Source organism: Vibrio sp. Vb1026, from assembly GCF_033338745.1.
GTDB lineage: Bacteria > Pseudomonadota > Gammaproteobacteria > Enterobacterales > Vibrionaceae > Vibrio > Vibrio alginolyticus.
The window spans coordinates 203,857-225,743 of the sequence record NZ_JAWOTH010000004.1 but is presented as its reverse complement, the minus strand read 5'-3'; the positions used below and the strand labels follow the sequence as shown (position 1 = coordinate 225,743).

Genomic DNA, 21,887 nt, shown 5'->3' with positions numbered 1-21,887 from the left:
TGAATGTGTGTTGTTTGTGTGAATCAATGCGCATTTTTGCGAAGTATTACGCTGATTTTGGTGATAATTTTGCCAAGTTTATGTTTTCCCTAATAGGTATGACACAAATCGTTATAAATTTTCGCTCTAATGATGAGGGGCTCGGTTTGTATGCATAATGAACAGCACAGAATTGAAACTCATTTGATTATGGCTTTATTCTGCCTAACTCTATCAAAAATTGTATTTATCTCTTTACTATAATTGCGATCGTTTAGAAACCTTATGCTTTAGGCATCGTTTATTTATCCTCATCCGATACCTTATCGTGCTTATTCCGCATTTGACACTCGAGTGTTTAAACAAATAGATTCAACCTAATGAGTCAAAATGAAAAGTAAATAATGGATCGTTCTTCTTCGAATATTATGATGTGAACTATCATTTAATTAATGAAAATGAAATGGATTAATGTAAAGCGTTGCGACTGTAGCTGTTATCTTTGAGCTTTGGTTTAAAGGGTAGGGTTAAAAGAATTTGTAAGTGGTGAACGCTAATAAAGGATGCTTATGAGATACACAGTAAGGGACGCACTCAAAAAGGAAGCAGCCCAAATCGCCAAGATACACGTTGATTCTTGGCAGGTGGCGTATAAAGGATTAATGCCAAAGAGCTACATAGAGCAGTTTACGATTGAGCGTCGAGAAAGGATGTGGGCACGAGTGATGACGGAGCAACTGGCCCAATTGATCGTAGTTGAGAGGCAAGGAGAAATTGTTGGCTTTTTAAGTTACGAGTTACCTAACCACACCAGCGAAGATAAAACGGCATTAGTGACATGTTGCTACGTTACGCCGCTACATTATGGGCAAGGAGCAGGAAGTGCACTGTTAGATGAGTTAGAGACACGTTTGCTCTCTACGTCAGTTATGCAGATCAGTTTGAAAGCACTGGATACTAATCAACAGGGGCTTAACTTTTACAAGAAGTGTGGTTTTGTGCGTACTGGAGAGGAAGAGTCGGAAGTGATTGAGAGTATGACGCTGACCGATCTCACTTTAGTGAAGTATATTGCCCGTTCATAAATCAAATGTTATATGCCAAATATAGTAAAACCCCGGAGGTGGTAAGACTCCGGGGTTTTGAAATTTTTTAGATGTCTCGGTTGGTAAGTCCGATTATCTTTTATGCAAAAGGTTTGGATTTAATCCGATTAATTCCTTGGTAGGGAATTAGATGCGGATGAAGTCCATGTGTTCAACTTTTGGCTTGAACGCGTGACGTTGAACGTCTTGTGGCTTAACTTTAACTTCTTTGCCATCGATAACTAGAACGATGCCTTCGTAGAATTCAGGCTTGTCCATTTGGTTTACGATGTCGTCGTGGTTAAGAACGATAGCTACTGCTGCTTCTTCACCGCCGTATACAACTGCAGGGAATTTGCCAGCGTGACGTAGGCGGCGGCTCGCACCTTTACCTAGTTCAGTACGTACTACTGCTTCGAATTTCATAGTATTTACTCTCAAATTAGTAAAAATCAAATGTTCACAATCAACAATGCGACCTTGTTGTTCGTGGTAAAGCTTGAAACAGGAACTGTTCAAGCGAGCGCGGATACTATCATTCCACTTATAAATGGGCAACCCAAATCGTATCCAAATCAACAAAAAGGTATGATTTAGCGGGGTGGAAGGCTATCCCTTTTAACGCTTTGCTTGGATTTTGTTCACATCGACTTCATTTTCATCGGTTTACTGATCATGGTCCGAAAAACAAAGTTTATGTGTTATATGCTTTATGTTCGGCTGAGATGTAAGACTAAAGATGCTTTTAATCCACCTAAAGCGCTTGTATCCAATGTTAATTGACCTCGGTAACTGTGTGCCATTTCACTGACTATGTTTAGACCAAGACCTGAGCCAGGGGTTGTTTCATCCAATCTAACTCCTCTCTTGATTACTTGACTCAGTTTCTCTTTAGGGATGCCTGGCCCATCATCTTCAATAATGATGTGTATATTTTCCTTATCCTGAGAGGAGTGCACACGAATCATGCTGTTGGCCCACTTGTAGCAATTTTCTAGCAAGTTACCTAGCATTTCATCGAGATCGGTCTGCTCTACTGCTACATTCAGCTCTGAATCAAGTTCATTAATTAAGGTAATGCTTCGGCTCGCATACACTTTATCAAACGCCATTGAGATAGCATCCACACGATCTGCTGGGTTCGACTTCACTGATAATATGTTCATCGAACCGGCCATACGGGCACGACCCAAATGGTAATCGATATGGTCTTGTATTTGATTGATTGGAGCTCGGAGACGGGATTGTGCCTCAGGTTCTAACGTCTGAACTTCATTTTTTAGAACAGAAAGTGGCGTTTTAAGTGCATGAGATAGGTTACCTGCATGATTGCGAGCTCTCTCTAGTAATTCTTGGTAATGGAACAGCAGAGCGTTGAGGTCGAAGATTAGAGGAGAAATCTCTTTTGGGTAGGTTTCTTCTAGACTCTTTTTATTACCAGACTTCAGCTCGGCTAATTCTTTTTGTAGCTTTGTAAGCGGACTCAATGACCAAGCAATTTGCAGTAAAATGACGGTAAGTACGCCCGCGAATAATAAACCCAAAATAAGCCAAAGTTGGCCGATTAACGTTTGAAGGGTATTTTTAATGGGCTCTTCGTCAATACCAATAATAATGTGAATAGGACCATCGTAATCAGGAAGATACAGCGCTTTTTCTAGCGTAATTAGTTTTTCGCCTCTTGCTCCATACGCATCTTTATCCAAACCTTTGTATTCGATTTTTTTGTCCCACAAAGAACGAGAACGTTCGAGGCTTGCCTCTGTAGAGGCACTCCAATACAAACCACTGTAAGGTCGGTTAAATCGAGGGTCTGATAGCTGAGCTGCGAGTGAAAGATGCCCGGTGTTATCGACTTCTAACTGTGCGGCGACTTCATCCATAAAAATGCTGAGCTGTGAGCGAGTGTCATCAACCATATAGTTGTAGACCTGCGTCGGTATCGTCACACCAGCGGCGAGGATCATTGCCGTTAACCAAACGATCGCCGCTAAAACGAGGCGACTTTTGATACTCAGTCGTTTTATTGCGTTCAACGGTAGCCTGTTTCTATTCGGCATTTAATTGGTATCCCAACCCTCGGACAGTTTTGATGATCTTTGGTGCGATTTTTTTGCGAATTCGGCCGATAAAAACTTCGATTGTGTTGGAGTCACGATCAAAGTCTTGTTTGTAAATGTGCTCGACGAGTTCGGTTCGAGAAATCACTTTTTCCGGGTTATGCATAAAGTAAGCGACCACTTTATACTCTAGCGCCGTCAAGCTTACCGCTTGACCTTGCCACATGACTTTAGAAGTGCGTGTATCCAAGCTCAAGTCGCCAATTTGCATCACAGGAGAGGCATTACCAGAGGCTCTTCGCAGCTGTGCACGAATACGAGCGATAAGCTCAACCATTTCAAATGGTTTAGTTAGGTAATCGTCTGCACCTGCGTTTAAGCCTTCAACTCGCTGCGTTAGGGTGTCGCGAGCGCTTAAAATCACGACAGGAGTATTAATGTTTTCATCTCTGATGCCTTTTAGGACGGTAAGACCGTCCAGTTTTGGCAAGCCGAGGTCAAGAACAATGGCGTCCCATTCTTCCGAAGTCGCGCGATACAGAGCGTCTATGCCATCTTGGGACAATTCTGGTACCCAGCCGGTACTTTCTAATGTTTCGATGATTTGCTCGCCTAAACGAGGATCATCTTCAACAACAAGTATTTTCATATTGATGATTCTTATTATGTTTGGATTTTTATCGAAGTAAGCTACGCATCGCGTCTGGATTACGCATTAGACAAGTTTAGTTGTTTTGCGGCTTTAACGCTTTGTTAAAGCTGCGACCTTTGATCTCAAGCATTTCCAGCGTGGCGGCGTCGTACTCAACTTTCAGGACGCTATTGTTGTACAGAATTTTCAATTCATACACCCAAGCATCATCATCTTCTTCAAGCTCGACCTTGATGATGCGGCCGTATAGGTCGTTTTCTACTGCGGCGTAAAGTTCCGAAAATGGTCGTATATATCCTTGTTGAACCGCGCGATAGACCTCATCTTGATCTTCATCGAATTCGATGCGTGTTCCTGGCTTTTCGACATCTTGCACGATGGCGTGGCCATTTTGTGATGTGTACTCGTTGCCATGCTTGGCAAAACTTGGTGCACACATGAATGTTGTGATAAGGCCGAAAAGTAACGCAGAATGTAGAGAAGTCGTTGCTTTATACATAGTCAAACCTTTTCTGGAGCGTTAGCCGCAGTATATCGGATATAGATGAACAGAGAGTGAATCAGCTAATTAAGTTTTGCCATGTGTTGTCGATGTTATTTCAACTCATCTTCAAAAATCTTATCCCGCAGCTTCCAAAAGCGACCAGATTTTCTAGCAATAACAAACTGAGGCAAACGGAAACGATGTTGATTAGCGACAACGCGTGTCGGTGAAGCCTCTTCAAAAGGGCGATGCTTGTCTGCTAAGTGGGGGCGTACGAACTGATCTTTAAACGTTTGTTTTTGTTTTTTGGTACTCAATGACCAAAACTCATGAACTAACGCATTGCCTTCGCCTTGGTATGGTTCACCAGAATACGTCACCTTTAGCTGAGATTTACCATCACTGGACTTAAATACAGATAGGTCCATTTCTGTGCATTCAAAGATTAATGCATCTTTGAGATTAAGGGCTTCTTTTAGCTTTTTATCTGGGTCAACGAGCGTCGCGTCACACTCATGACAAATTCGTGCAGCAATATCGTTGTCCGCACCACATTCACCACAGTATTTGGCACGAAAACGGTAGCCACAGTGTTCACGTTCGCCTGTGTCTTCATCTTCAAAGTAACCTTGGCAACGTCTGCCAAAGTGTTCAACCAAGAAACCGTTACTATCCAACTTACCCCAGAAGTTGTTATTGAATCCGCAAGCCGGGCAAGGAATCGTGATAATTTCACTGTCAGAGTCTGGTTTGGGATCACCGACTTCAGGTTGGTATAAATCGTAGCTGTTGCCTGCGTAATCAAGCACTAAACATTCTGATTTTCCGTCTGATAAGCGTAATCCTCGTCCTACTATCTGTTGGTACAGACTGACTGACTCTGTTGGTCGCAAAATCGCGATTAAATCGACATGCGGCGCATCAAACCCGGTTGTCAGTACCGAAACATTGACTAAGTATTTTATTTGACGATTCTTGAACGCTTGGATGATCGCATCGCGCTCCGGCGTAGGTGTATCACCAATGACGATTTCAGTTTCGCCTTCTGGCAATAAACTGTGTATCTCCTGTGCGTGTCGAACAGTTGCAGCGAAGATCATGACACCTTGACGCTCTTTCGCATATTGCATGATTTGCTCAACAATTTGTGGAGTCGCACGTTTGGCTTTATCGATCACCATGTCCATTTCTGCTTCTTTGTAGCGTCCGGTGTTAGCGGGCTTCAGCTGAGAGAAGTCGTAAGACAAAACGGGGGCATCCATCATGCGGGCTGGAGTGAGGAAGTTTTCGTCGAGCAAGTAACGGATCGGCAGTTCGAAAATACAATCGCGGAAGAATCGAGGCTCTTCGGTTCGCACTTGACCTCGGGTGTGATACTGATAAATCCAGCCCATTCCTAAACGATAGGGCGTTGCAGTTAGTCCCAGCACCTTAATGCCAGGGTTCAGTTCTCGTAAGTGAGTAATAACTTTTTGGTAGCTGCTGTTTTTGTCATCTGGCACACGATGGCACTCATCAATAACGAGCAGAGAAAACTGGTTTTTGAACGAATCTAAGTTACGTACGACCGATTGAACCGAAGCAAACACGACTTGCTGGTCAGTTTCTTTTCGTCCCAATCCTGCTGAGAAGATAGAACCTTTTAAACCATAACCTTCATACTTCGCGTGGTTTTGCTCGACCAGTTCTTTTACGTGGGCGAGGACTAACACTCGTCCTTTCGCAAGGCGAGCAAGTTCTGCGATCACCAAGCTTTTTCCTGCACCGGTTGGCAGCACGATCACTGCTGGTGTCGAGTGTTTACGAAAGTAATGAATAACGGCTTTAACCGAGTCGGCTTGATAAGGACGAAGTGTGTACATGAAAATATGTGAAATTGCTCAACTATTCGAACGAGGAACGCTATAATACCTGACTTTTATACCCAAGTGACCTTTAAACCAAGATTTAGAGATCACTTGGGTATAATTCAATGAGGTATTCATGCGTTTAGATAAATATTTGTGTGACGCTCTGGGTGCAACACGCAAACAGGCAACAAAGATCATCAAAAGTGGAGACATCACCGTTGACGGTGAGGTTCAAAAAAGTGGTGCATTTAAAGTACCTGAAGGTGCGGAAGTGATGTGGGAAGACCGTGTTATTGGTGCTCCTGGTCCTCGTTACATTATGTTGTATAAGCCTGCTGACTTTGTTTGTTCACATGAAGATGGCTACAACCAAACTGCATTCGCATTGCTTGATGAGCCTAAAATTGAAAACCTTCACTTTGCGGGCCGATTAGATGTCGACACAACTGGTTTAGTATTGATTACGGATGATGGTAAGTGGTCTCATCGTATTACCTCACCTAAGCATAAGTGTGAGAAAACGTACCGTGTTTGGCTCGTCGATGCTATTCAGCCAGATTACGCGGAAAAGCTCGAACAAGGCATCATTTTGCGCAATGAATCAGAAGCAACATTGCCAGCTCGTTTGGAAATCGTGAACGAGGCCGAGAATGAAGTATTGTTAACTATCGTGGAAGGTAAGTATCACCAAGTGAAACGTATGTTCGCGGCGTTAGGAAATAAAGTTGAGTACTTACATCGTGAGCGTATTGGTTCTATCGAACTTGATGAGGCACTAGAACCAGGTGATTATCGCTACCTCACGCAAGAAGAAATTGATTCTATTTGGAATTAATTGTCGGCATGGGAAATTCTTTAGTTCCTAATAGGAACTAGTCTTTTGGTAGGAATTGGCTCAAAATAAATTTTCCTACCAAAATTAGTGCCTAGACAATTCCGGTGTGCTTACTCATCTCAGTGATATGCCTTTGCATTTAGCTGATGCATGCATACTCTTATTGCAAAGCCTTCGGCTACGGTGAATGGAATGATGGTGTCAACGCCATCATTTTTACTGCATTGTGTTTGTTTCCCATAAACACATTATCGCTTTCACATGCTTTTCTATGTCGAGTTCGTCAAGGTCACACCTTGGTATATATTTGCCCTTATGATTCTCGAACGTTGGATAGAACAGGTTTTTGGCTTCTACATTCAGCGATATGAGAACTTCCGTTATTTTCACTTTGTTCTGCAAGTATTGACGGTAGGGCTCCAACAAGAGGTAAAAGAATGACAGAAAAAGCTCAAAGTGCTCCGCAATCCCAAATCAGTTTTCTATTGTTTCTGGTACTAGGAGCGATTGGTGCTTTGACGCCTTTGGCGATCGATATGTATTTGCCTGCGATGCCGACAATAGCGAAAGATTTGGGGGTCGCGTCTGGCGCGGTTCAGATTACGTTGACGGCTTATACCGCGGGTTTTGCGATCGGCCAGTTAATTCACGGGCCGCTTGCCGATAGCTTTGGTCGCAGACCTGTGTTGATTTTAGGCGTACTTTTCTTCGGCTTGGCTGCTGTTGTGAGTGCGACAACAAATGGCATTGATGCGCTGACCTATGTACGTACGGCACAAGGTTTTGCTGGCGCGGCAGCGGCGGTCATTATCCAAGCTGTCGTGCGTGACATGTTTGACCGTGAAGACTTTGCACGCGCAATGTCCTTCGTTACTCTGGTCATTACTATTGCGCCGTTGGTGGCACCGATGATCGGTGGCCATCTCGCAATTTGGTTTGGTTGGCGTTCCATTTTTTGGGTATTAGCTATTTTCGCTGTAGTTGTGATTTTTCTCGTACTTTGGAAAATCCCTGAAACGTTACAGCCTGAAAATCGTCAGCCTCTTCGTTTCCGCACGACGCTGAGAAACTACGCCAGATTATGCTCCAATCCTGAAGCGATCGGTTTGATGCTCTCAGGTGCGTTTTCATTTTCCGGAATGTTTGCATTTTTGACGGCGGGCTCTTTTGTTTATATTGATTTATATGGTGTTCGACCAGACCACTTTGGTTACCTGTTTGGTTTGAACATTGTGGCGATGATCATCATGACCAGTATTAATGGTCGCTTGGTGAAGAAAGTGGGTTCCCATGCCATGCTTCGTTTTGGGTTGTTCGTGCAACTTTTGGCGGGGATTGGTTTATTCGTAAGTTGGTTAATGGACTTCGGATTATGGGGCATTGTACCTTTTGTTGTGCTGTTTATCGGTACATTGTCGACGATAGGTAGTAACGCGATGGCGCTGCTTTTAAGTGGTTACCCATCAATGGCGGGTACGGCGTCGTCTCTAGCTGGGACATTAAGATTCGGTATCGGTTCATTGGTTGGTGCGCTGGTGGCATCACTGGCCGGGAATGTTGCTTGGCCGATGATCATCGTGATGTTTGCTTGTTCTGTGCTTTCAGCACTGTTTTATTGGACTTTAGGAAGAAAGGCGTAATGTCGAATTACACCAAAGAAATTCAAAACTTGGTTAACTCAGCACTTGAAGAGTTAGATCAAGAGCATCGCTCAGGTAAGTTAGCCAATGCCCCTGTTGCGAATAACCATTATTTAGTGCGTTGGGTAACAAAGGCGCTAAAATCACAACGTTTCGAACGTACGGTAGGCGATGACTTAACGCGTTGGCAAAAAGCAGGTCGCTCAAAGGGGAACGATGCTGGTTTGTTGTTTATCTTCAAACGTATTTCTGCTTTTTATGCGCAATTCTTCCCTGAAGGTGAAGACTCCAAAGTGTTCAAAGATTCAGATATTGAGTCTTTTCTTGATTTGATGGAGCAAGCAGGCTGGGAAGTCTCAACGTCTGAGCAACTGATTGGGTGCGGCAAAGTACAAATCTTCACTGAAGGTCAAAACTCTTTAGCGTTATGTGCAGACCAATGCGAAAGCTGTTTTGATGGCGAGTTGCTCGTCAAGCCAATGAGTTGGTTTGTGCGTGGCAATCATGCTGAGTTTGTTGAGAAAGCAGCGCAAGCGGGCTTTATGGTTCATAAGGTAACAGACTACAAATCGATGGTGAAATACCATGGCGAGTACCTTATTTTTCCAGCAAACGAAGGCAACCAGTTAGCCGAAATTCCACTCTCGTTCAAAGCTGACTAAAGTGACATTTTGAGTGTTTAGAAGCCCCTGTTATTGGGGCTTTTTGTTTTCTAAACGGTTTGCTTCTTTCGCGATGGCTTTGACCATGCCTTTAAATATGAAAAGATGGGCTGGCATCATTGCAAACCAATAAAGCAGCCCAAGAAACCCTTGCGGGTGCCACCAGGCGGTAATATCCAGCTCTCGTTCGTCACCGAGATCTTTGATGGTAATTTCTAAACGCCCAAGGCCTGGGCCTTTCATACCAAAAAACAGTGAAAGAAACTGATTATTATCGCAGCGAATCACTTTCCAAGAGTCAATAAAATCACCGACTTTAAGCTCTGGTCCAGGAGGAGAAACGCGAATCGGTTTTCCGCCACCAAAAAAGATATCGAGCCATTCACGTGTACGCCACAAGATGTTGGCAAAGTAATAGCCTTTTTCGCGACTCCCGATCTTTTGCGCCACTTTCCATAATGCCGCAGCGGAGGCATGAGTTTTAATGCTCGCTCCAGCTTGTTTTGGGTAATAACCATATCCTGGTTGCCATCGACGAAGCGCTGCGGGTTCAAACCCCCAGACATTACTGCGTACAAATGTGCCTTCATCTTGAATGGTATCAGTTACCGCTTGCTCGTAGCTGATCAGCGTTTGAGGAAATCGTTCTTCAATCGCTTTGGAGTTTGCAATGTAGTCGTGCTCTAAGCCAGCAAGTAATGCTTTACCGATACTAGTTGGCACTGAGGTAACTAAACCTAGCCAGTACGATGCCATTTTCGGAGTAAGTAGCGGGGTCGACCACAGTCGATACGGCTTGTTCGTGATTCGGCAAATGACTTTGAACTGTTCGCGGTAGCTAAGTGTATCTGGCCCACCAACTTCATAAATTTGACTTTCTTCTGGAGAGGGAGCTTCTGCTAACTTCAACAAATAGTGGTTGAGATTGGGCAAGGCAATAGGGTTCGCTTTTGAGTCGACCCATTTAGGCGCGATCAAAATAGGTAAGTTGTAGACAAAGTCACGCATGATTTCGAAAGCGGCAGAGCCGGGGCCGATGATAACGCCAGCACGCAATTCAGTTACTGGAACACCAGACTGTCGAATTATTTTTCCCGTGGCTTTACGAGCGGCTAAATGGCGAGAGTTTCCGGTTTGAGGTTGAATGGCACTCAAATAGATAACATGCTCGACGGAGCTTTGTTCCAACGCATATTTGAAGTTCAAAGCAAGGTTTAGTTCGTACTCCACAAAGTCATCACCTTGAGCCATCCCGTGCACGAGAAAAAATACTAAATCAAAATCGTTCACTACAGCCTTCGTGGTCTCTGCGTCAGCCAAGTCGAGATACCTTAACGTTAAATTAGGGTGAGGCTGAGTTCTTGACTCTAAATAATCAATATGTCGCGCCGCTGCTGTGACGGCGTAACCTTTATCTAAAAGTAACGGAAGAAGTTGAGAGCCAATGTAACCCGAGGCGCCTAGTACCAACACCTTTTTCATTATCTGTCCTTTTATCGTTGGTGGAATAAACACCACAGAGTATAATCATGAGACACTTTCCCCATTCTATCAATAAGTTGTCGTTGGAGCGCTTGTGACTTTTCTTTCTCAACTCTCAATACACGCAGATAAAGCATTCTTACGTCGTTTATTTGCAATCGCGTTACCAATTACACTGCAAAGCATGATGTTTTCTAGCCGAAGCCTCGTCGATGTTCTTATGCTTGGTCAACTTGGTGAAGCAGAAATTGCCGCTGTTGGAGTTGCTGCGCGCGCGACTTTCGTCACCACCATCATGTTAGTTGGGGTGACAACGGGCGGTGCGTTGTTAACCGCTCAATATTGGGGGGCTGGCGATAAAGTTGGGGTGCGTCGCAGTACCGCTTTAACATGGATGATCGCAATGATGTTTGCTGCGATTGCTGTTGCTTTGTTTGTTGTTTTTCCACAACTCATCATGAGCTTGACTACCGATTCACAAGAAGTGATTGAATTAGGGGCCAGCTATCTCATTATTTCGTCGGTTAGCATGTTTGCTGTTGCATGTGTGGCCAGTATGTCGGTGGGCCTAAGGGCGATGCACCAACCAGGCCTAAGCACTTTTTTTAGTGGTATAGGCATTTTATCTAATGTGTTTCTTAACTGGGTTTTAATTTTTGGTCAATTAGGCTTTCCTGCTCTGGGTATTACGGGAGCAGCGATCGCAACGGTAATCAGTGGCGCGATCGAAGTAGGTTGCTTGTTTGGTTATCTATGGTTGAAAAAACACATAATCGCATTTGGTTGGGATGATATACGCGCAGGATTGGTCTTAGATAAAATTACGCGTTTCTTGAGCCTCTCTTTGCCAACCACATTTAACTTCTTGGCGTGGGCTGGTGGGCTGTTTGCTTATCACGCCATCATGGGGCAAGCAGGTGTACAAGGTTTGGCGGCACTTTCCGTAATGACACCTGTTGAGTCGATCGCATTGGCGATGATGATTGGTTTATCGAATGCGGCTGCAGTTCTAGTCGGGAACCAGCTCGGCGCTCGTAATTTTGAACCCGTTTATTATCAAGCATGGGCTACGGTCATTTTGAATGTGCTTATCGCATTTGTGGTCGCCGTCTTGTTGATAGTGTCAAATCAATGGATCCTTAATGCGTTTAGTGCACTGACAACAGACACTCGCGAGCTAGCTGAACAGTTTATGGTGATTCTTGCGTTGGGTGTCGTGCTACGCTCGGTGCCGATGATGGCGATTGTTGGTGTATTACGTGCGGGCGGTGATGTTAAGTTTTGTTTGTATCAAGACATCTTGGCGCAGTGGGTGATCGGGATTCCACTCGCAGCATTTGCAGCGATTTATCTCAATTGGGACCCACAATGGGTTTACTTACTCTTTTTGACGGAAGAAGTTGTGAAGTGGGCGATTTGCTTGCCAAGAATGGTTAGCCGAAAATGGATGAAAAACCTGATTGGCCAGTAAGGAGGAACAGAGTTTATTTTGGCTGCAAAAATCTGCTCAAAACGTCAACAAAATTAGCAACAGAAAGTGAATCGAGTTGCATTTGTACTTCCATAGTGTGATCAAGCATTCAAAATACTTTCTACTAACAGGATTTTAGTGTAGATTCTGATCCCAATTTTTAAACACCATCCGAGCGGCATAATCAATGTTAAAACTGTCAGACCTATGTAAAGGCTATGTAGACGGGGGAGAGTTTCACCCTGTATTACAAGGGGCAGAATTAACATTGCAGCAAGGCGACCAAGTTGCTCTGATGGGAGAAAGTGGTTCGGGTAAAAGTACTCTACTGAATTTAATCGCCGGATTGGATACTGCTGACTCTGGTGAAGTGCAGTTTCCAAATTTTGCTATGCATGAAGCACCGGAGCATTTAAGAACCCTTTATCGCCGCAACAATATTGGGAATATCTTCCAACAATTCAACCTGCTTCCTACACTTAATATTGCCGACAATATTCGTTTTTGTCGTCAGTTAAAAGGTCTGCCGGAAGATAAAGAGTTGTGGCGTCAAATTCTTTCTGCTTTGGACTTAATGCCATTGCTAGGACGTTATCCGGAAGAGGCGTCTGGTGGTCAGCAACAACGTGCGGCGATTGCTCGTGCACTCTATATGGAACCCAAAATCCTGCTTGCTGATGAGCCAACTGGAAGTCTAGATGAGCGAAACGCAGAAGCAGTAATGCGCTTATTAACGAGTCTCGCTCGCCAACTGGAGTGTACTTTGCTGTTAGTGACGCACAGTGAAAAAGTGGCCGCCCATATGGAAGGAAAGATTCGACTTCAAGGAGGGCAGCTACATGTTATGGCCCGTAGTTAAGGCACTACTCGGTCATTACCGTCGTTACCCTCTACAAATTATTCTTGTCTGGCTGGGATTAACTTTAGGCGTGTCCCTCCTTGTTGGTGTTACTTCTATCAACCAGCATGCAAAACAAAGTTATGCTACTGGGGAAAAGCTTTTCTCCAATCCTTTGCCATACCGAATCCGAACGAAGCACTCTGCCAATAAAATTCCTCAAGGTTTCTATATTCAGTTACGTCGAGCTGGGTTCAACCAATGTGCACCGTTTGACGTGCTGCATCTAGATGCCAAGACCGATATGAGCCTGATGTTGGTGGGGATAGATCCTGTCGCGATGATCCCACTACAACAAGGAAAATCGCTAGGTGAGATGCCTGTTTTATCACTAATGAAGCCTCCTTATCCTATTCTCGTTAGTCAAGATTTGGCCGCTTACATGAGTTGGCAGGATGGGGACTTCATTGAGATGAATGACGGAAGCCGTCTTGGGCCTATTCAAGTAGATAAGGACAAGATGCTTTCGGGTACTCGGCTGGTTACTGATATATCGTTGTTGCGTATGCTCAAGCGGAGCTCAGGTTTGTCTGCGATTTCTTGTGGCGAAATGCCAGAGGAAAAGCTGATAGCACTGAAAAACATGTTGCCAAACGGAATGACGCTCGTTAGGAATACGCGTACTGAGCTTGAGTCGCTAACTAACGCATTCCATATGAATCTCACCGCGATGGGAATGCTGTCGTTTTTGGTCGGGTTGTTTATTTTTTATCAAGCGATGTCTCTGTCTTTCATCCAGCGACAACGTTTGGTAGGTATTTTGAGACAGACTGGTGTTAACGGAACACAGTTAGCGCAAGCCTTATTGCTAGAGTTGTCTTTGCTCGTCTTTATTGCGTGGGCGTGTGGTAACTTTTTTGGCTTGATCTTAGCGAATGAACTTATCCCAGCAGTGTCTTCGAGCCTGAGTGATTTGTATGATGCCAACGTAGGTTTAACCATAGGATGGTCATGGCAATCTAGCTTATATAGCCTAATCATGGCAGCGATGGGTGCGTTGATATCGTGTCTGTGGCCATTAATCCGTTTGCTGAAGTCACAACCAATCCGCCTTTCTTCTCGACTGTCGCTAATGCGATTTGCTGGAAGAGAGTTCTCTTGGCAGGCGCTTGCGGCATGTGCGTTTTGTGTCGCTGCAATAGCGGTATATCAGGCGCCGAAAACACAAGAAACCGGCTTTGCAATTATTGCGCTGATGTTGGTTAGTGTGGCGTTGTTTATGCCATTTATTATGTGGCATATGTTCCAAAGTTTTTCTTATACCATGCGATGGGTTCGTGTCCGTTGGTTTTTTGCTGATGCAGCAGCCAGCATGAGCTATCGCGGTGTGGCTACGATGGCGTTTATGTTAGCGCTGGCGGCAAACATTGGTGTAGAAACAATGGTCGGAAGCTTTCGAGATACAACCGATAAGTGGCTAAATCAGCGATTAGCGGCTGATGTGTACATCTATCCGACCAACAATTCAGCCGCTAGGATGAGCGCATGGCTCCAGAATCAGCCAGAGGTGAACTCGGTTTGGTGGCGCTGGGAAAAAGATATGCCGACCGAGCACGGTGCTCTACAAGTTGTAAGTACGGGCTCTTCTGAAGGTGAGTTAGACTCACTTACCGTCAAGTTAGGTGTCCCAAATTACTGGTATCAACTGCACGCTACCAAGAGCTTAATGGTCAGTGAGTCGATGGCCTTGAAGCTGGATATCCGCCCTGGCGATTTCATTAACTTGCAAGAACCGCTTGGTGGTGATTGGCAAGTCGTAGGCGTTTACTACGATTATGGAAACCCATATAACCAGGTGATGATGTCGCACCGGAATTGGCTGTATGCATTTGCAGGTACGGGTAATGTTGGTCTTGGCGTAGTATTAAAAGATAACGTCAATGGAGAAGGGCTGAAAAATCGCTTAGAGAATGTATTCCGTCTCCCGCAAGATCGTGTGTTTGATAACGGTAATATTTATAGCCAAGCAATGAGAGTGTTTGATCATACCTTTGCGATAGCAGGAACCTTGGGCAATATCACGCTGATTATTGCCGTGTTTGGTTTATTCTTTGCGACGTTGGCAGGAGAACTTTCACGGCAGCGGCATTTTTCCTTATTAAGGTGCATGGGTGTGTCCGGAAAAGAACTTGTCGTATTAGGTGGTTTGCAGCTATTCGTCTTCGGAGCCATTTCTGCGATTATTGCAGTGCCGCTCGGCTTGGCGCTCGCACATTTGATCGTTGATATTATCATTAAGCAATCATTTGGCTGGTCTCTAGAGCTTCAAACGATTCCATGGGAGTATGTTCAAACCATTGCTTGGGCGATGCTTGCCATCATGGTTGCTGGCGCATTGCCAGTTATTAGAATGATCAAAAGTACACCGATGAAGTCATTAAGGGACGCGTTGTAATGAAAAAAATGGGCTCTAAAAAACGCTTGTTGGTTTCAACGCTCATTGTTGTTACGTTCGCTTTTCTGACTGGGGCTGCTTTTTACTCAACTTTTTGGTTAGAGGCGACAACAACACGAGAAAGCGAACTTGATTCTATCTTAACGCGTGAAAATCAAACGATTTTCGAGCCTGTACTACCTAATGAGCATGTCTCTTTACCCTCAGACTTTCGCTTTCATCCCGAGTATCAGCATGAATGGTGGCACTACTTTGCGAAACTAAAAGATGAGCAAGGCAAGATCTACAATGTTCAATGGAGCTATTTCAGGGTTGCGACGGACGAGCGAGAAACCAGCGGTTGGCAGAACCCTCAATTGTACATTTCACATGTTGTCGTCAGTCATGGCTCGCATGTATGGAAAGAGCAACGGGTAGCTAGAGGTGGGATAGGCCAAGCTGGTATGATCAATCGTCCTTTCAGGTTATGGATTGATAATTGGACTTGGCGATCACTCGGTGCGACGCCTTTCCCGGGCAACTTGAATGTGAATACTGATACGTTTGGACTTGAGCTCAATACCATGACAAACGGCCCCTTTGTGGTGAATGGAGACAAAGGCTTCCAAGTTAAACATGCGTTGCAATCTGTTGCTTCTTTCAGCTTCAGTGCTCCATTTTTAAAAGTAAAAGGCAGCTTAAGCTTAAATGGTAAGCGATTCTCAGTGACGGGTTCTGCTTGGGCGCAAAAAGAGTGGGGCAGCGGCTTAATTGGTGAGGGGCAACAAGGCTGGGATTGGTTTGTTTTCAATTTAGATGATGGTCGAGCATTAACTGTTAGCCGTTATCGTCACCATGGGCAAACACCGCACGTGTTTGGCACGTTGTCGACACGCTCAGGTAAAGTCATCAACCTCTCAGACGATGATATCAGTATTAAACCAATGCAAGTGACCAGTTTATCCAATGGAAGAAGGTTACCTTTGCAGTGGATTATCAATATTCCGAAGCATCAAATTAATTTGACTACCCGCATTATCAAGTCAGATATGTGGCTACCCTTTGTAATACCTTACTGGGAAGGGCCTACTTTAGCCTCCGGCTCCAATGAGGCTTGGGGCTTTATGCAGCTGACAGGCTATTGAGTTGTGAAGAAAACCACCCCCTACGGGTGGTTTTTTAGTGCGCGAAGCTTCCTAGCTTTTTCTCAAAAGTACGGGGTTATCATGATGGTACAAGCCGTGTTATGCTGATTTTCTCATCATCTTGATAAATATTTGGTGCGACAAAAACAAATACGATCTCCGATCAAAATTGAGTGTCATGTTGGAAAATACGATGTATAGTAAACTTAACATCGAAAAAACCGAAGTTTATACTCTGAAGAAGCGATTATTCTAAAGTTTTCGACAGCTATACACTCTTATCACTCTTTGTTAATCGTTTATTAAGATAATAAATATAAGGACGAAACCATGAACGATGTCATTCGTGACTTTTTCAAAATGGAATCAGCAGGTGGTATTCTTCTCGTAATTGCAGCGGCAATTGCGATGACCATTGCTAACTCACCGCTGGGCGAAACTTATCAATCTGTACTGCATACTTATGTATTCGGTATGTCAGTTTCTCACTGGATTAATGACGGCCTAATGGCTGTTTTCTTCTTACTTATTGGCCTTGAAGTGAAGCGAGAGCTACTTGAAGGAGCGCTAAAATCAAAAGAAACCGCAATTTTCCCTGCGATTGCAGCGGTTGGTGGTATGTTAGCCCCTGCTCTTATTTACGTTGCGTTTAATGCTAACGACCCAGAGGCGGTTTCTGGCTGGGCCATTCCAGCTGCGACGGATATTGCATTTGCTCTAGGTATCATGGCGCTACTAGGTAAGCGCGTACCAGTAAGCCTTAAAGTGTTTTTGTTAGCTCTCGCTATCATCGACGATTTAGGCGTGGTTGTTATTATTGCACTGTTTTACACAGGTGATCTTTCTAGCATGGCGCTGCTTGTTGGCTTCATCATGACTGGTGTCCTGTTCATGTTGAATGCGAAGGAAGTAACGAAACTGACGCCATACATGATAGTCGGCGCGATCTTATGGTTTGCGGTACTTAAATCTGGTGTTCACGCAACACTTGCAGGCGTAGTGATCGGCTTTGCTATTCCTCTTAAGGGTAAACAGGGCGAACATTCCCCACTTAAGCACATGGAGCACGCACTTCATCCATACGTGGCATTTGGTATCTTACCTCTATTCGCATTTGCAAATGCGGGGATTTCGCTAGAAGGCGTATCGATGTCAGGCCTAACTTCAATGCTGCCATTAGGTATTGCTTTGGGGCTACTGGTTGGTAAGCCTCTAGGTATCTTCACCTTTAGTTGGGCAGCTGTGAAAATGGGTGTAGCTAAGTTACCGGAAGGCATTAACTTCAAGCATATCTTTGCGGTCTCTGTGTTGTGTGGTATCGGTTTTACAATGTCTATATTCATTTCCTCTTTAGCGTTTGGAAATGTAAGCCCTGAGTTTGATACCTATGCTCGACTAGGCATCTTAATGGGCTCGACGACAGCCGCGTTACTTGGCTACGCGTTACTGCACTTTTCTTTGCCTAAGAAAGCGCAAGCGTAAGATACACACTGTTTAGTAAAGCCTCCCATTCGGGAGGCTTTTTTATGTCTGCAGATCGGCACATCAACCACTTCAGGGTGGTTACTTTTGTGACCAACTAAGGTCTAGCTTATGGAGTTGGGGCAAATCATCGAAAGAGGCGCTTGGTAAATCTATAGGCGAAAAAAAGCCCAGCCGAAAATTTGACTGGGCGGATACAAACATAGGAGTTAATAAGAAAAAAGCAGCAACGTAACAATTAGATGGAAACAAGTTTGACGGCCAGTGAAACTTCAAATGCCCTAACTGTTACGTATATTCAGACCGAGCCTTTTCCAAACAGTTCCATTTTTTTTCAAAAAATTTCTACTTAATGCTTTCTAGCTTCTTACACATCCGAAAGTAATAGAAAAATCGAGATGGATTACCAACTTGGCGAAGTTACTAACTTCTGTGTTTTTCATTTTATCTCCCCTAGAACCGAAGATGTATTTCATACTCTCTTCGCTCACTCCGAGCCGCCAACGCTATTGTTAGCGTTTCAATTGCGCTGGTCTGAGAAACTTGATCGTTTTCTTCTGACAAGCTTCACTGGAGTATTCGATTGAATTTCAAAAGATTAGATCACACCTTTTACTGTCTGGTCAGACCAATTGGTTAAAGTGTGATGTTAATCATTTGTTAATCTTAAGTTTCGGGAGTATATTTTCAAACAGTTGTTTAATACGAGTGATTAAAATGGCCCCGAGAACATCAACAAAAGAAAAAATACTCGATGTCGCAGAAGGACTCTTTGCTGAACATGGCTTTAATGATACTTCGCTAAGAACGATAACAGGTAAAGCTAACGTTAACTTAGCATCGGTAAACTATCACTTTGGCGATAAAAAAACGCTGGTTAGAGCGGTTTTAGATAGGTATTTAGAAGCACTAATGCCGAGCATTAAGACTTCATTAATTGAGCTAAACACGCGCGATAGCTACAACATGGACGATGTCTTTGAGTCATTGCGATTACCTTTACGTACATTAAATGATGTACGCCCAAATGGTACTGCGCTATTTATGTTGTTAATTGGCCGCGGTTATACAGACGTTCAAGGTCATCTACGCTGGTTCATTACCACCAGATACGAAGAGGTACTGAACCTTTTCACTTTCTCGATAATGAAGGCGAACCCGGAACTATGTGAAGAACAGTTGTTTTGGCGACTGCACTTCACGTTAGGAACCTGTGTATTTACGATGGCTTCAAGCCAAGCTCTTTCGGAGCTGGCAGAAAGTAAGTTTGAAAAGGAAGTCGATGTGAAATCTGTCGTCGATTTACTGATTCCATATTTGTCAGCAGGAATGTCAGCAAAGCAGTTGGCATAAGACAAATAAGAAAGTTAAACCAATAATAAGATTATACCCCGATCGGTTACGTGAACAAAAGGATCTGAACTATGAGCTCTCTACGAAGAAAATGGATTAGTGACCCGGCTTTTAAAGTGTTCAAAAAAGTATTGCCACCTCTGTCTAGCACCGAGAAAGAGGCGATGGAAGCGGGTAGTGTATGGTGGGATGCCGAACTATTCTCAGGCAAGCCAAACTTCACAACATTGCATCATTATCCAACGCCTACACTGACGGCAGAAGAGCAGTCATTTATGGATAATGAGCTTGAAACCCTGCTAGAAATGCTTGATGACCAGAAGATTGTCAAAGAAGACAGGGATTTACCGCCTGAAGTATGGGAGTACCTACGTAAAGAGCGATTTTTCTCTTTGATCATCTCGAAAGCATATGGTGGTCGTGAATTTTCCGCTTTGGCGAACTCAACCATTGTTTCTCGTATTGCGACTCGAAGTATCAGTACCGCGGTATCGGTAATGGTACCAAACTCTCTTGGTCCTGGTGAGCTGCTATCGCACTATGGTACGCAAGAGCAAAAAGATTACTGGTTGCCTCGTTTAGCTGATGGTACAGACATCCCTTGTTTCGCCCTAACTGGCCCTGAAGCGGGTTCTGATGCAGGTGGCATACCTGATCAAGGCGTGGTTTGTTACGGCACCCATGAAGGCAAAGAAGTGCTTGGCGTGCGAGTTAGTTGGAATAAACGCTACATCACGCTTGCGCCAGTTGCGACAGTGCTCGGGTTAGCATTTAAACTGCAGGATCCTGAAGGGCTACTTGGTGACAAGAAAGAGGTTGGCATTACATGTGCGTTGATTCCCGCTGACCATGAAGGTGTCGAGATAGGCGAGCGCCATGATCCTCTGGGGTCTGCGTTCATGAATGGTCCTACTCGTGGTGAAGATGTCTTCATCCCTATGGACTGGTTGATCGGTGGCGCTGATTACGCAGGTAAAGGTTGGCGTATGCTGGTTGAGTGTCTTTCTGCGGGGCGTGGTATCTCTCTCCCAGCGCTTGGCACAGCGATTGGTCACCTTACTACACGTACAACAGGTGCTTATGCTTACGTGCGTAAACAGTTTGGAATGTCGATCGGTAAGTTTGAAGGCGTCGCAGAAGCGATGGGGCGCATTGGTGGTCTTACTTACCTACTAGAAGCGACGCGTACGCTAACGACGACTTCTCTCGATATGAAAGAAAAACCTGGGATTGTAACCGCGATTGCCAAGTACCACATGACGGAAATCGCGCGTACCATTCTAAATGATTCGTTTGATATCCACGCGGGTCGTGCGATTCAAGATGGTCCAATGAACTATCTTGCTAAACATTACCTTGGTATCCCGGTTGCTATCACCGTTGAAGGCGCGAATATTCTGACTCGTAACCTGATGATTTTTGGTCAAGGTGCGACTCGATGCCACCCATATGTTCTAAAAGAAATGGAAGCCGCGGCGAATCCAGATTCTGAACAAGGTGCGAAAGAATTTGACAACTTACTCTTTAAACACATCAAGCACGCGCTCGGTAATACATTCGGTGCATTTGGTGCAGCACTAACTGGTTCTCGATTTGTTAACGCGCACATGAGTGGCCCAACGCAGCAATACTACAAAGACATTACTCGTCTCAGTCGTGCACTTGCAGTAAGTGCAGACTTTGCGATGTTAACCTTAGGTGGAGACTTGAAGCGTAAAGAAATGATCTCCGCACGTTTGGGTGATGGATTAAGCTATCTATACATGGCATCTGCTGCCTTGAAAAAGTATGAAGATGAAGGCCGTCAACAAGGCGATCTAGACTTCGTTCATTACGCTGTTCAACACTGTTTGTATAACGCTTCTAAGTCATTAAATGAGGCTTACACCAACTTCCCTGTGAAATACGTTGGCGGTGTGCTTAAGGGGCTATTGTTCCCGCTTGGTAATCATTTCAATAAGCCAAGTGATGAGCTGTGTGTGAATTTGGCTGAAGCGATGATGACGCCAGGCGCGCAACGTGATCGCCTCACGCATCTGTGCTACATCGGAAAATCAGAGGATGACAGCGTAGGCTTAATGGAGAATGCATTCCTTGCAATGTACGACATTAAACCTTTGGAGCGTAAACTTATGAAGGCTGCGAAGGATGGTAAAGTGGCTCGTAAAGGTCTGCTACATGATCGTTTGCAGCAAGCATTTGAAGCAGGCGTGTTAACTGAACAAGAAATTGATCAAATCATGGCTGCAGATAAATTGCGCTACAAGGCGATTCAAGTTGACCACTTTAGTCATGACTTTTCTGAAGTGCGAACTCATAGCCCAAAAAAGTCGCAGTTGAATCCGGCGGCATAATAGACAACTAATGTTAAGAAAAGCACCTCAATGAGGTGCTTTTTTGTATTCTTGGGGAGTGGATGGTGGGATAGTGCTCCA

Annotated in this window: 17 protein-coding genes; 11 read left to right on the top strand and 6 right to left on the bottom strand. The window is 44.4% G+C overall.

The window, feature by feature from the left end; genetic code table 11:
* Window positions 1-548: 548 nt before the first annotated feature.
* On the top strand, window positions 549-1,064 hold the full coding sequence (locus R7E47_RS09355; RefSeq protein ID WP_017634886.1) for a GNAT family N-acetyltransferase: 516 nt from the start codon (window positions 549-551) through the stop codon (window positions 1,062-1,064).
* 147 nt (window positions 1,065-1,211) lie between these two features.
* Here the strand turns inward: R7E47_RS09355 and rplY are convergent, their stop codons facing one another.
* From rplY to R7E47_RS09330, 5 genes are all read right to left on the bottom strand, one after another.
* Window positions 1,212-1,490, bottom strand: coding sequence for a 50S ribosomal protein L25 (rplY, locus tag R7E47_RS09350; RefSeq protein WP_005378066.1), 279 nt, complete (start codon window positions 1,488-1,490; stop codon window positions 1,212-1,214).
* A gap of 284 nt (window positions 1,491-1,774) precedes the next feature.
* Window positions 1,775-3,124 (bottom strand): ATP-binding protein, encoded by a 1,350-nt coding sequence (locus R7E47_RS09345; protein ID WP_137281869.1) that lies wholly within the window; start codon window positions 3,122-3,124, stop codon window positions 1,775-1,777.
* Window positions 3,114-3,773: a response regulator transcription factor gene (locus R7E47_RS09340; protein WP_005378073.1), complete on the bottom strand. Its 660-nt coding sequence runs from the start codon at window positions 3,771-3,773 to the stop codon at window positions 3,114-3,116. The genes R7E47_RS09345 and R7E47_RS09340 overlap by 11 nt, the downstream gene beginning before the upstream one ends.
* A 76-nt stretch (window positions 3,774-3,849) precedes the next feature.
* A complete protein-coding gene (locus R7E47_RS09335) occupies window positions 3,850-4,215 on the bottom strand; it encodes a PepSY domain-containing protein (RefSeq protein ID WP_372008595.1) in 366 nt (121 codons plus the stop codon).
* A 155-nt stretch (window positions 4,216-4,370) separates the two neighbouring features.
* Window positions 4,371-6,122, bottom strand: coding sequence for a DEAD/DEAH box helicase (locus R7E47_RS09330; RefSeq protein WP_021707635.1), 1,752 nt, complete (start codon window positions 6,120-6,122; stop codon window positions 4,371-4,373).
* A 121-nt stretch (window positions 6,123-6,243) separates the two neighbouring features.
* Between R7E47_RS09330 and rsuA the strand changes: the two genes are divergently transcribed.
* From rsuA to R7E47_RS09315, 3 genes are all read left to right on the top strand, one after another.
* Window positions 6,244-6,945, top strand: a complete 702-nt coding sequence (gene rsuA, locus R7E47_RS09325; protein ID WP_033905117.1) for a 16S rRNA pseudouridine(516) synthase RsuA — start codon at window positions 6,244-6,246, stop codon at window positions 6,943-6,945.
* 437 nt (window positions 6,946-7,382) lie between these two features.
* Window positions 7,383-8,585 carry a Bcr/CflA family multidrug efflux MFS transporter gene (locus R7E47_RS09320; RefSeq protein WP_258483642.1) on the top strand — a complete coding sequence of 401 codons (1,203 nt, stop codon included), beginning with the start codon at window positions 7,383-7,385 and terminating at the stop codon, window positions 8,583-8,585.
* Window positions 8,585-9,247 carry a DUF2913 family protein gene (locus R7E47_RS09315; RefSeq protein ID WP_206959112.1) on the top strand — a complete coding sequence of 221 codons (663 nt, stop codon included), beginning with the start codon at window positions 8,585-8,587 and terminating at the stop codon, window positions 9,245-9,247. Before R7E47_RS09320 ends, R7E47_RS09315 begins: the two co-directional genes overlap by 1 nt.
* Before the next feature lie 30 nt (window positions 9,248-9,277).
* Here R7E47_RS09315 and R7E47_RS09310 read toward each other — a convergent pair whose 3' ends face one another.
* Window positions 9,278-10,729, bottom strand: coding sequence for a DUF2867 domain-containing protein (locus R7E47_RS09310; protein ID WP_031781229.1), 1,452 nt, complete (start codon window positions 10,727-10,729; stop codon window positions 9,278-9,280).
* A 94-nt stretch (window positions 10,730-10,823) separates the two neighbouring features.
* Between R7E47_RS09310 and R7E47_RS09305 the strand changes: the two genes are divergently transcribed.
* The 7 genes from R7E47_RS09305 to R7E47_RS09275 all read left to right on the top strand — a co-directional run bounded on the left by R7E47_RS09305 (window position 10,824) and on the right by R7E47_RS09275 (window position 21,806).
* Complete coding sequence (locus tag R7E47_RS09305; RefSeq protein WP_017820846.1) at window positions 10,824-12,200, top strand: MATE family efflux transporter; 1,377 nt, start codon at window positions 10,824-10,826, stop codon at window positions 12,198-12,200.
* A 187-nt stretch (window positions 12,201-12,387) separates the two neighbouring features.
* On the top strand, window positions 12,388-13,059 hold the full coding sequence (locus tag R7E47_RS09300) for an ABC transporter ATP-binding protein (RefSeq protein WP_005378040.1): 672 nt from the start codon (window positions 12,388-12,390) through the stop codon (window positions 13,057-13,059).
* Complete coding sequence (locus R7E47_RS09295; RefSeq protein ID WP_033905120.1) at window positions 13,040-15,493, top strand: ABC transporter permease; 2,454 nt, start codon at window positions 13,040-13,042, stop codon at window positions 15,491-15,493. Before R7E47_RS09300 ends, R7E47_RS09295 begins: the two co-directional genes overlap by 20 nt.
* Window positions 15,493-16,617 carry a lipocalin-like domain-containing protein gene (locus R7E47_RS09290; protein ID WP_005378036.1) on the top strand — a complete coding sequence of 375 codons (1,125 nt, stop codon included), beginning with the start codon at window positions 15,493-15,495 and terminating at the stop codon, window positions 16,615-16,617. Before R7E47_RS09295 ends, R7E47_RS09290 begins: the two co-directional genes overlap by 1 nt.
* A gap of 330 nt (window positions 16,618-16,947) precedes the next feature.
* The gene (gene nhaA / locus R7E47_RS09285; RefSeq protein WP_005378034.1) at window positions 16,948-18,099 is read left to right on the top strand and encodes a Na+/H+ antiporter NhaA; all 1,152 of its coding nucleotides are present in this window, start codon (window positions 16,948-16,950) and stop codon (window positions 18,097-18,099) included.
* Window positions 18,100-18,816: 717 nt separating this feature from the next.
* On the top strand, window positions 18,817-19,452 hold the full coding sequence (locus R7E47_RS09280) for a TetR/AcrR family transcriptional regulator (protein WP_005378033.1): 636 nt from the start codon (window positions 18,817-18,819) through the stop codon (window positions 19,450-19,452).
* 71 nt (window positions 19,453-19,523) lie between these two features.
* Window positions 19,524-21,806 carry an acyl-CoA dehydrogenase gene (locus tag R7E47_RS09275; protein WP_017634878.1) on the top strand — a complete coding sequence of 761 codons (2,283 nt, stop codon included), beginning with the start codon at window positions 19,524-19,526 and terminating at the stop codon, window positions 21,804-21,806.
* Window positions 21,807-21,887 lie beyond the last annotated feature (81 nt).

Excerpts from the sequence above, each read along its gene's own strand:
- nhaA (WP_005378034.1), top strand. The coding sequence starts at position 16,948 with ATGAACGATGTCATTCGTGACTTTTTCAAAATGGAATCAGCAGGTGGT.
- R7E47_RS09355 (WP_017634886.1), top strand. The coding sequence starts at position 549 with ATGAGATACACAGTAAGGGACGCACTCAAAAAGGAAGCAGCCCAAATC.
- R7E47_RS09310 (WP_031781229.1), bottom strand. The coding sequence starts at position 10,729 with ATGAAAAAGGTGTTGGTACTAGGCGCCTCGGGTTACATTGGCTCTCAA.
- R7E47_RS09295 (WP_033905120.1), top strand. The coding sequence starts at position 13,040 with ATGTTATGGCCCGTAGTTAAGGCACTACTCGGTCATTACCGTCGTTAC.
- rplY (WP_005378066.1), bottom strand. The coding sequence starts at position 1,490 with ATGAAATTCGAAGCAGTAGTACGTACTGAACTAGGTAAAGGTGCGAGC.
- R7E47_RS09315 (WP_206959112.1), top strand. The coding sequence starts at position 8,585 with ATGTCGAATTACACCAAAGAAATTCAAAACTTGGTTAACTCAGCACTT.
- R7E47_RS09335 (WP_372008595.1), bottom strand. The coding sequence starts at position 4,215 with ATGTGTGCACCAAGTTTTGCCAAGCATGGCAACGAGTACACATCACAA.
- R7E47_RS09320 (WP_258483642.1), top strand. The coding sequence starts at position 7,383 with ATGACAGAAAAAGCTCAAAGTGCTCCGCAATCCCAAATCAGTTTTCTA.
- R7E47_RS09275 (WP_017634878.1), top strand. The coding sequence starts at position 19,524 with ATGAGCTCTCTACGAAGAAAATGGATTAGTGACCCGGCTTTTAAAGTG.
- R7E47_RS09290 (WP_005378036.1), top strand. The coding sequence starts at position 15,493 with ATGAAAAAAATGGGCTCTAAAAAACGCTTGTTGGTTTCAACGCTCATT.
- R7E47_RS09300 (WP_005378040.1), top strand. The coding sequence starts at position 12,388 with ATGTTAAAACTGTCAGACCTATGTAAAGGCTATGTAGACGGGGGAGAG.
- rsuA (WP_033905117.1), top strand. The coding sequence starts at position 6,244 with ATGCGTTTAGATAAATATTTGTGTGACGCTCTGGGTGCAACACGCAAA.
- R7E47_RS09345 (WP_137281869.1), bottom strand. The coding sequence starts at position 3,124 with ATGCCGAATAGAAACAGGCTACCGTTGAACGCAATAAAACGACTGAGT.
- R7E47_RS09280 (WP_005378033.1), top strand. The coding sequence starts at position 18,817 with ATGGCCCCGAGAACATCAACAAAAGAAAAAATACTCGATGTCGCAGAA.
- R7E47_RS09340 (WP_005378073.1), bottom strand. The coding sequence starts at position 3,773 with ATGAAAATACTTGTTGTTGAAGATGATCCTCGTTTAGGCGAGCAAATC.
- R7E47_RS09330 (WP_021707635.1), bottom strand. The coding sequence starts at position 6,122 with ATGTACACACTTCGTCCTTATCAAGCCGACTCGGTTAAAGCCGTTATT.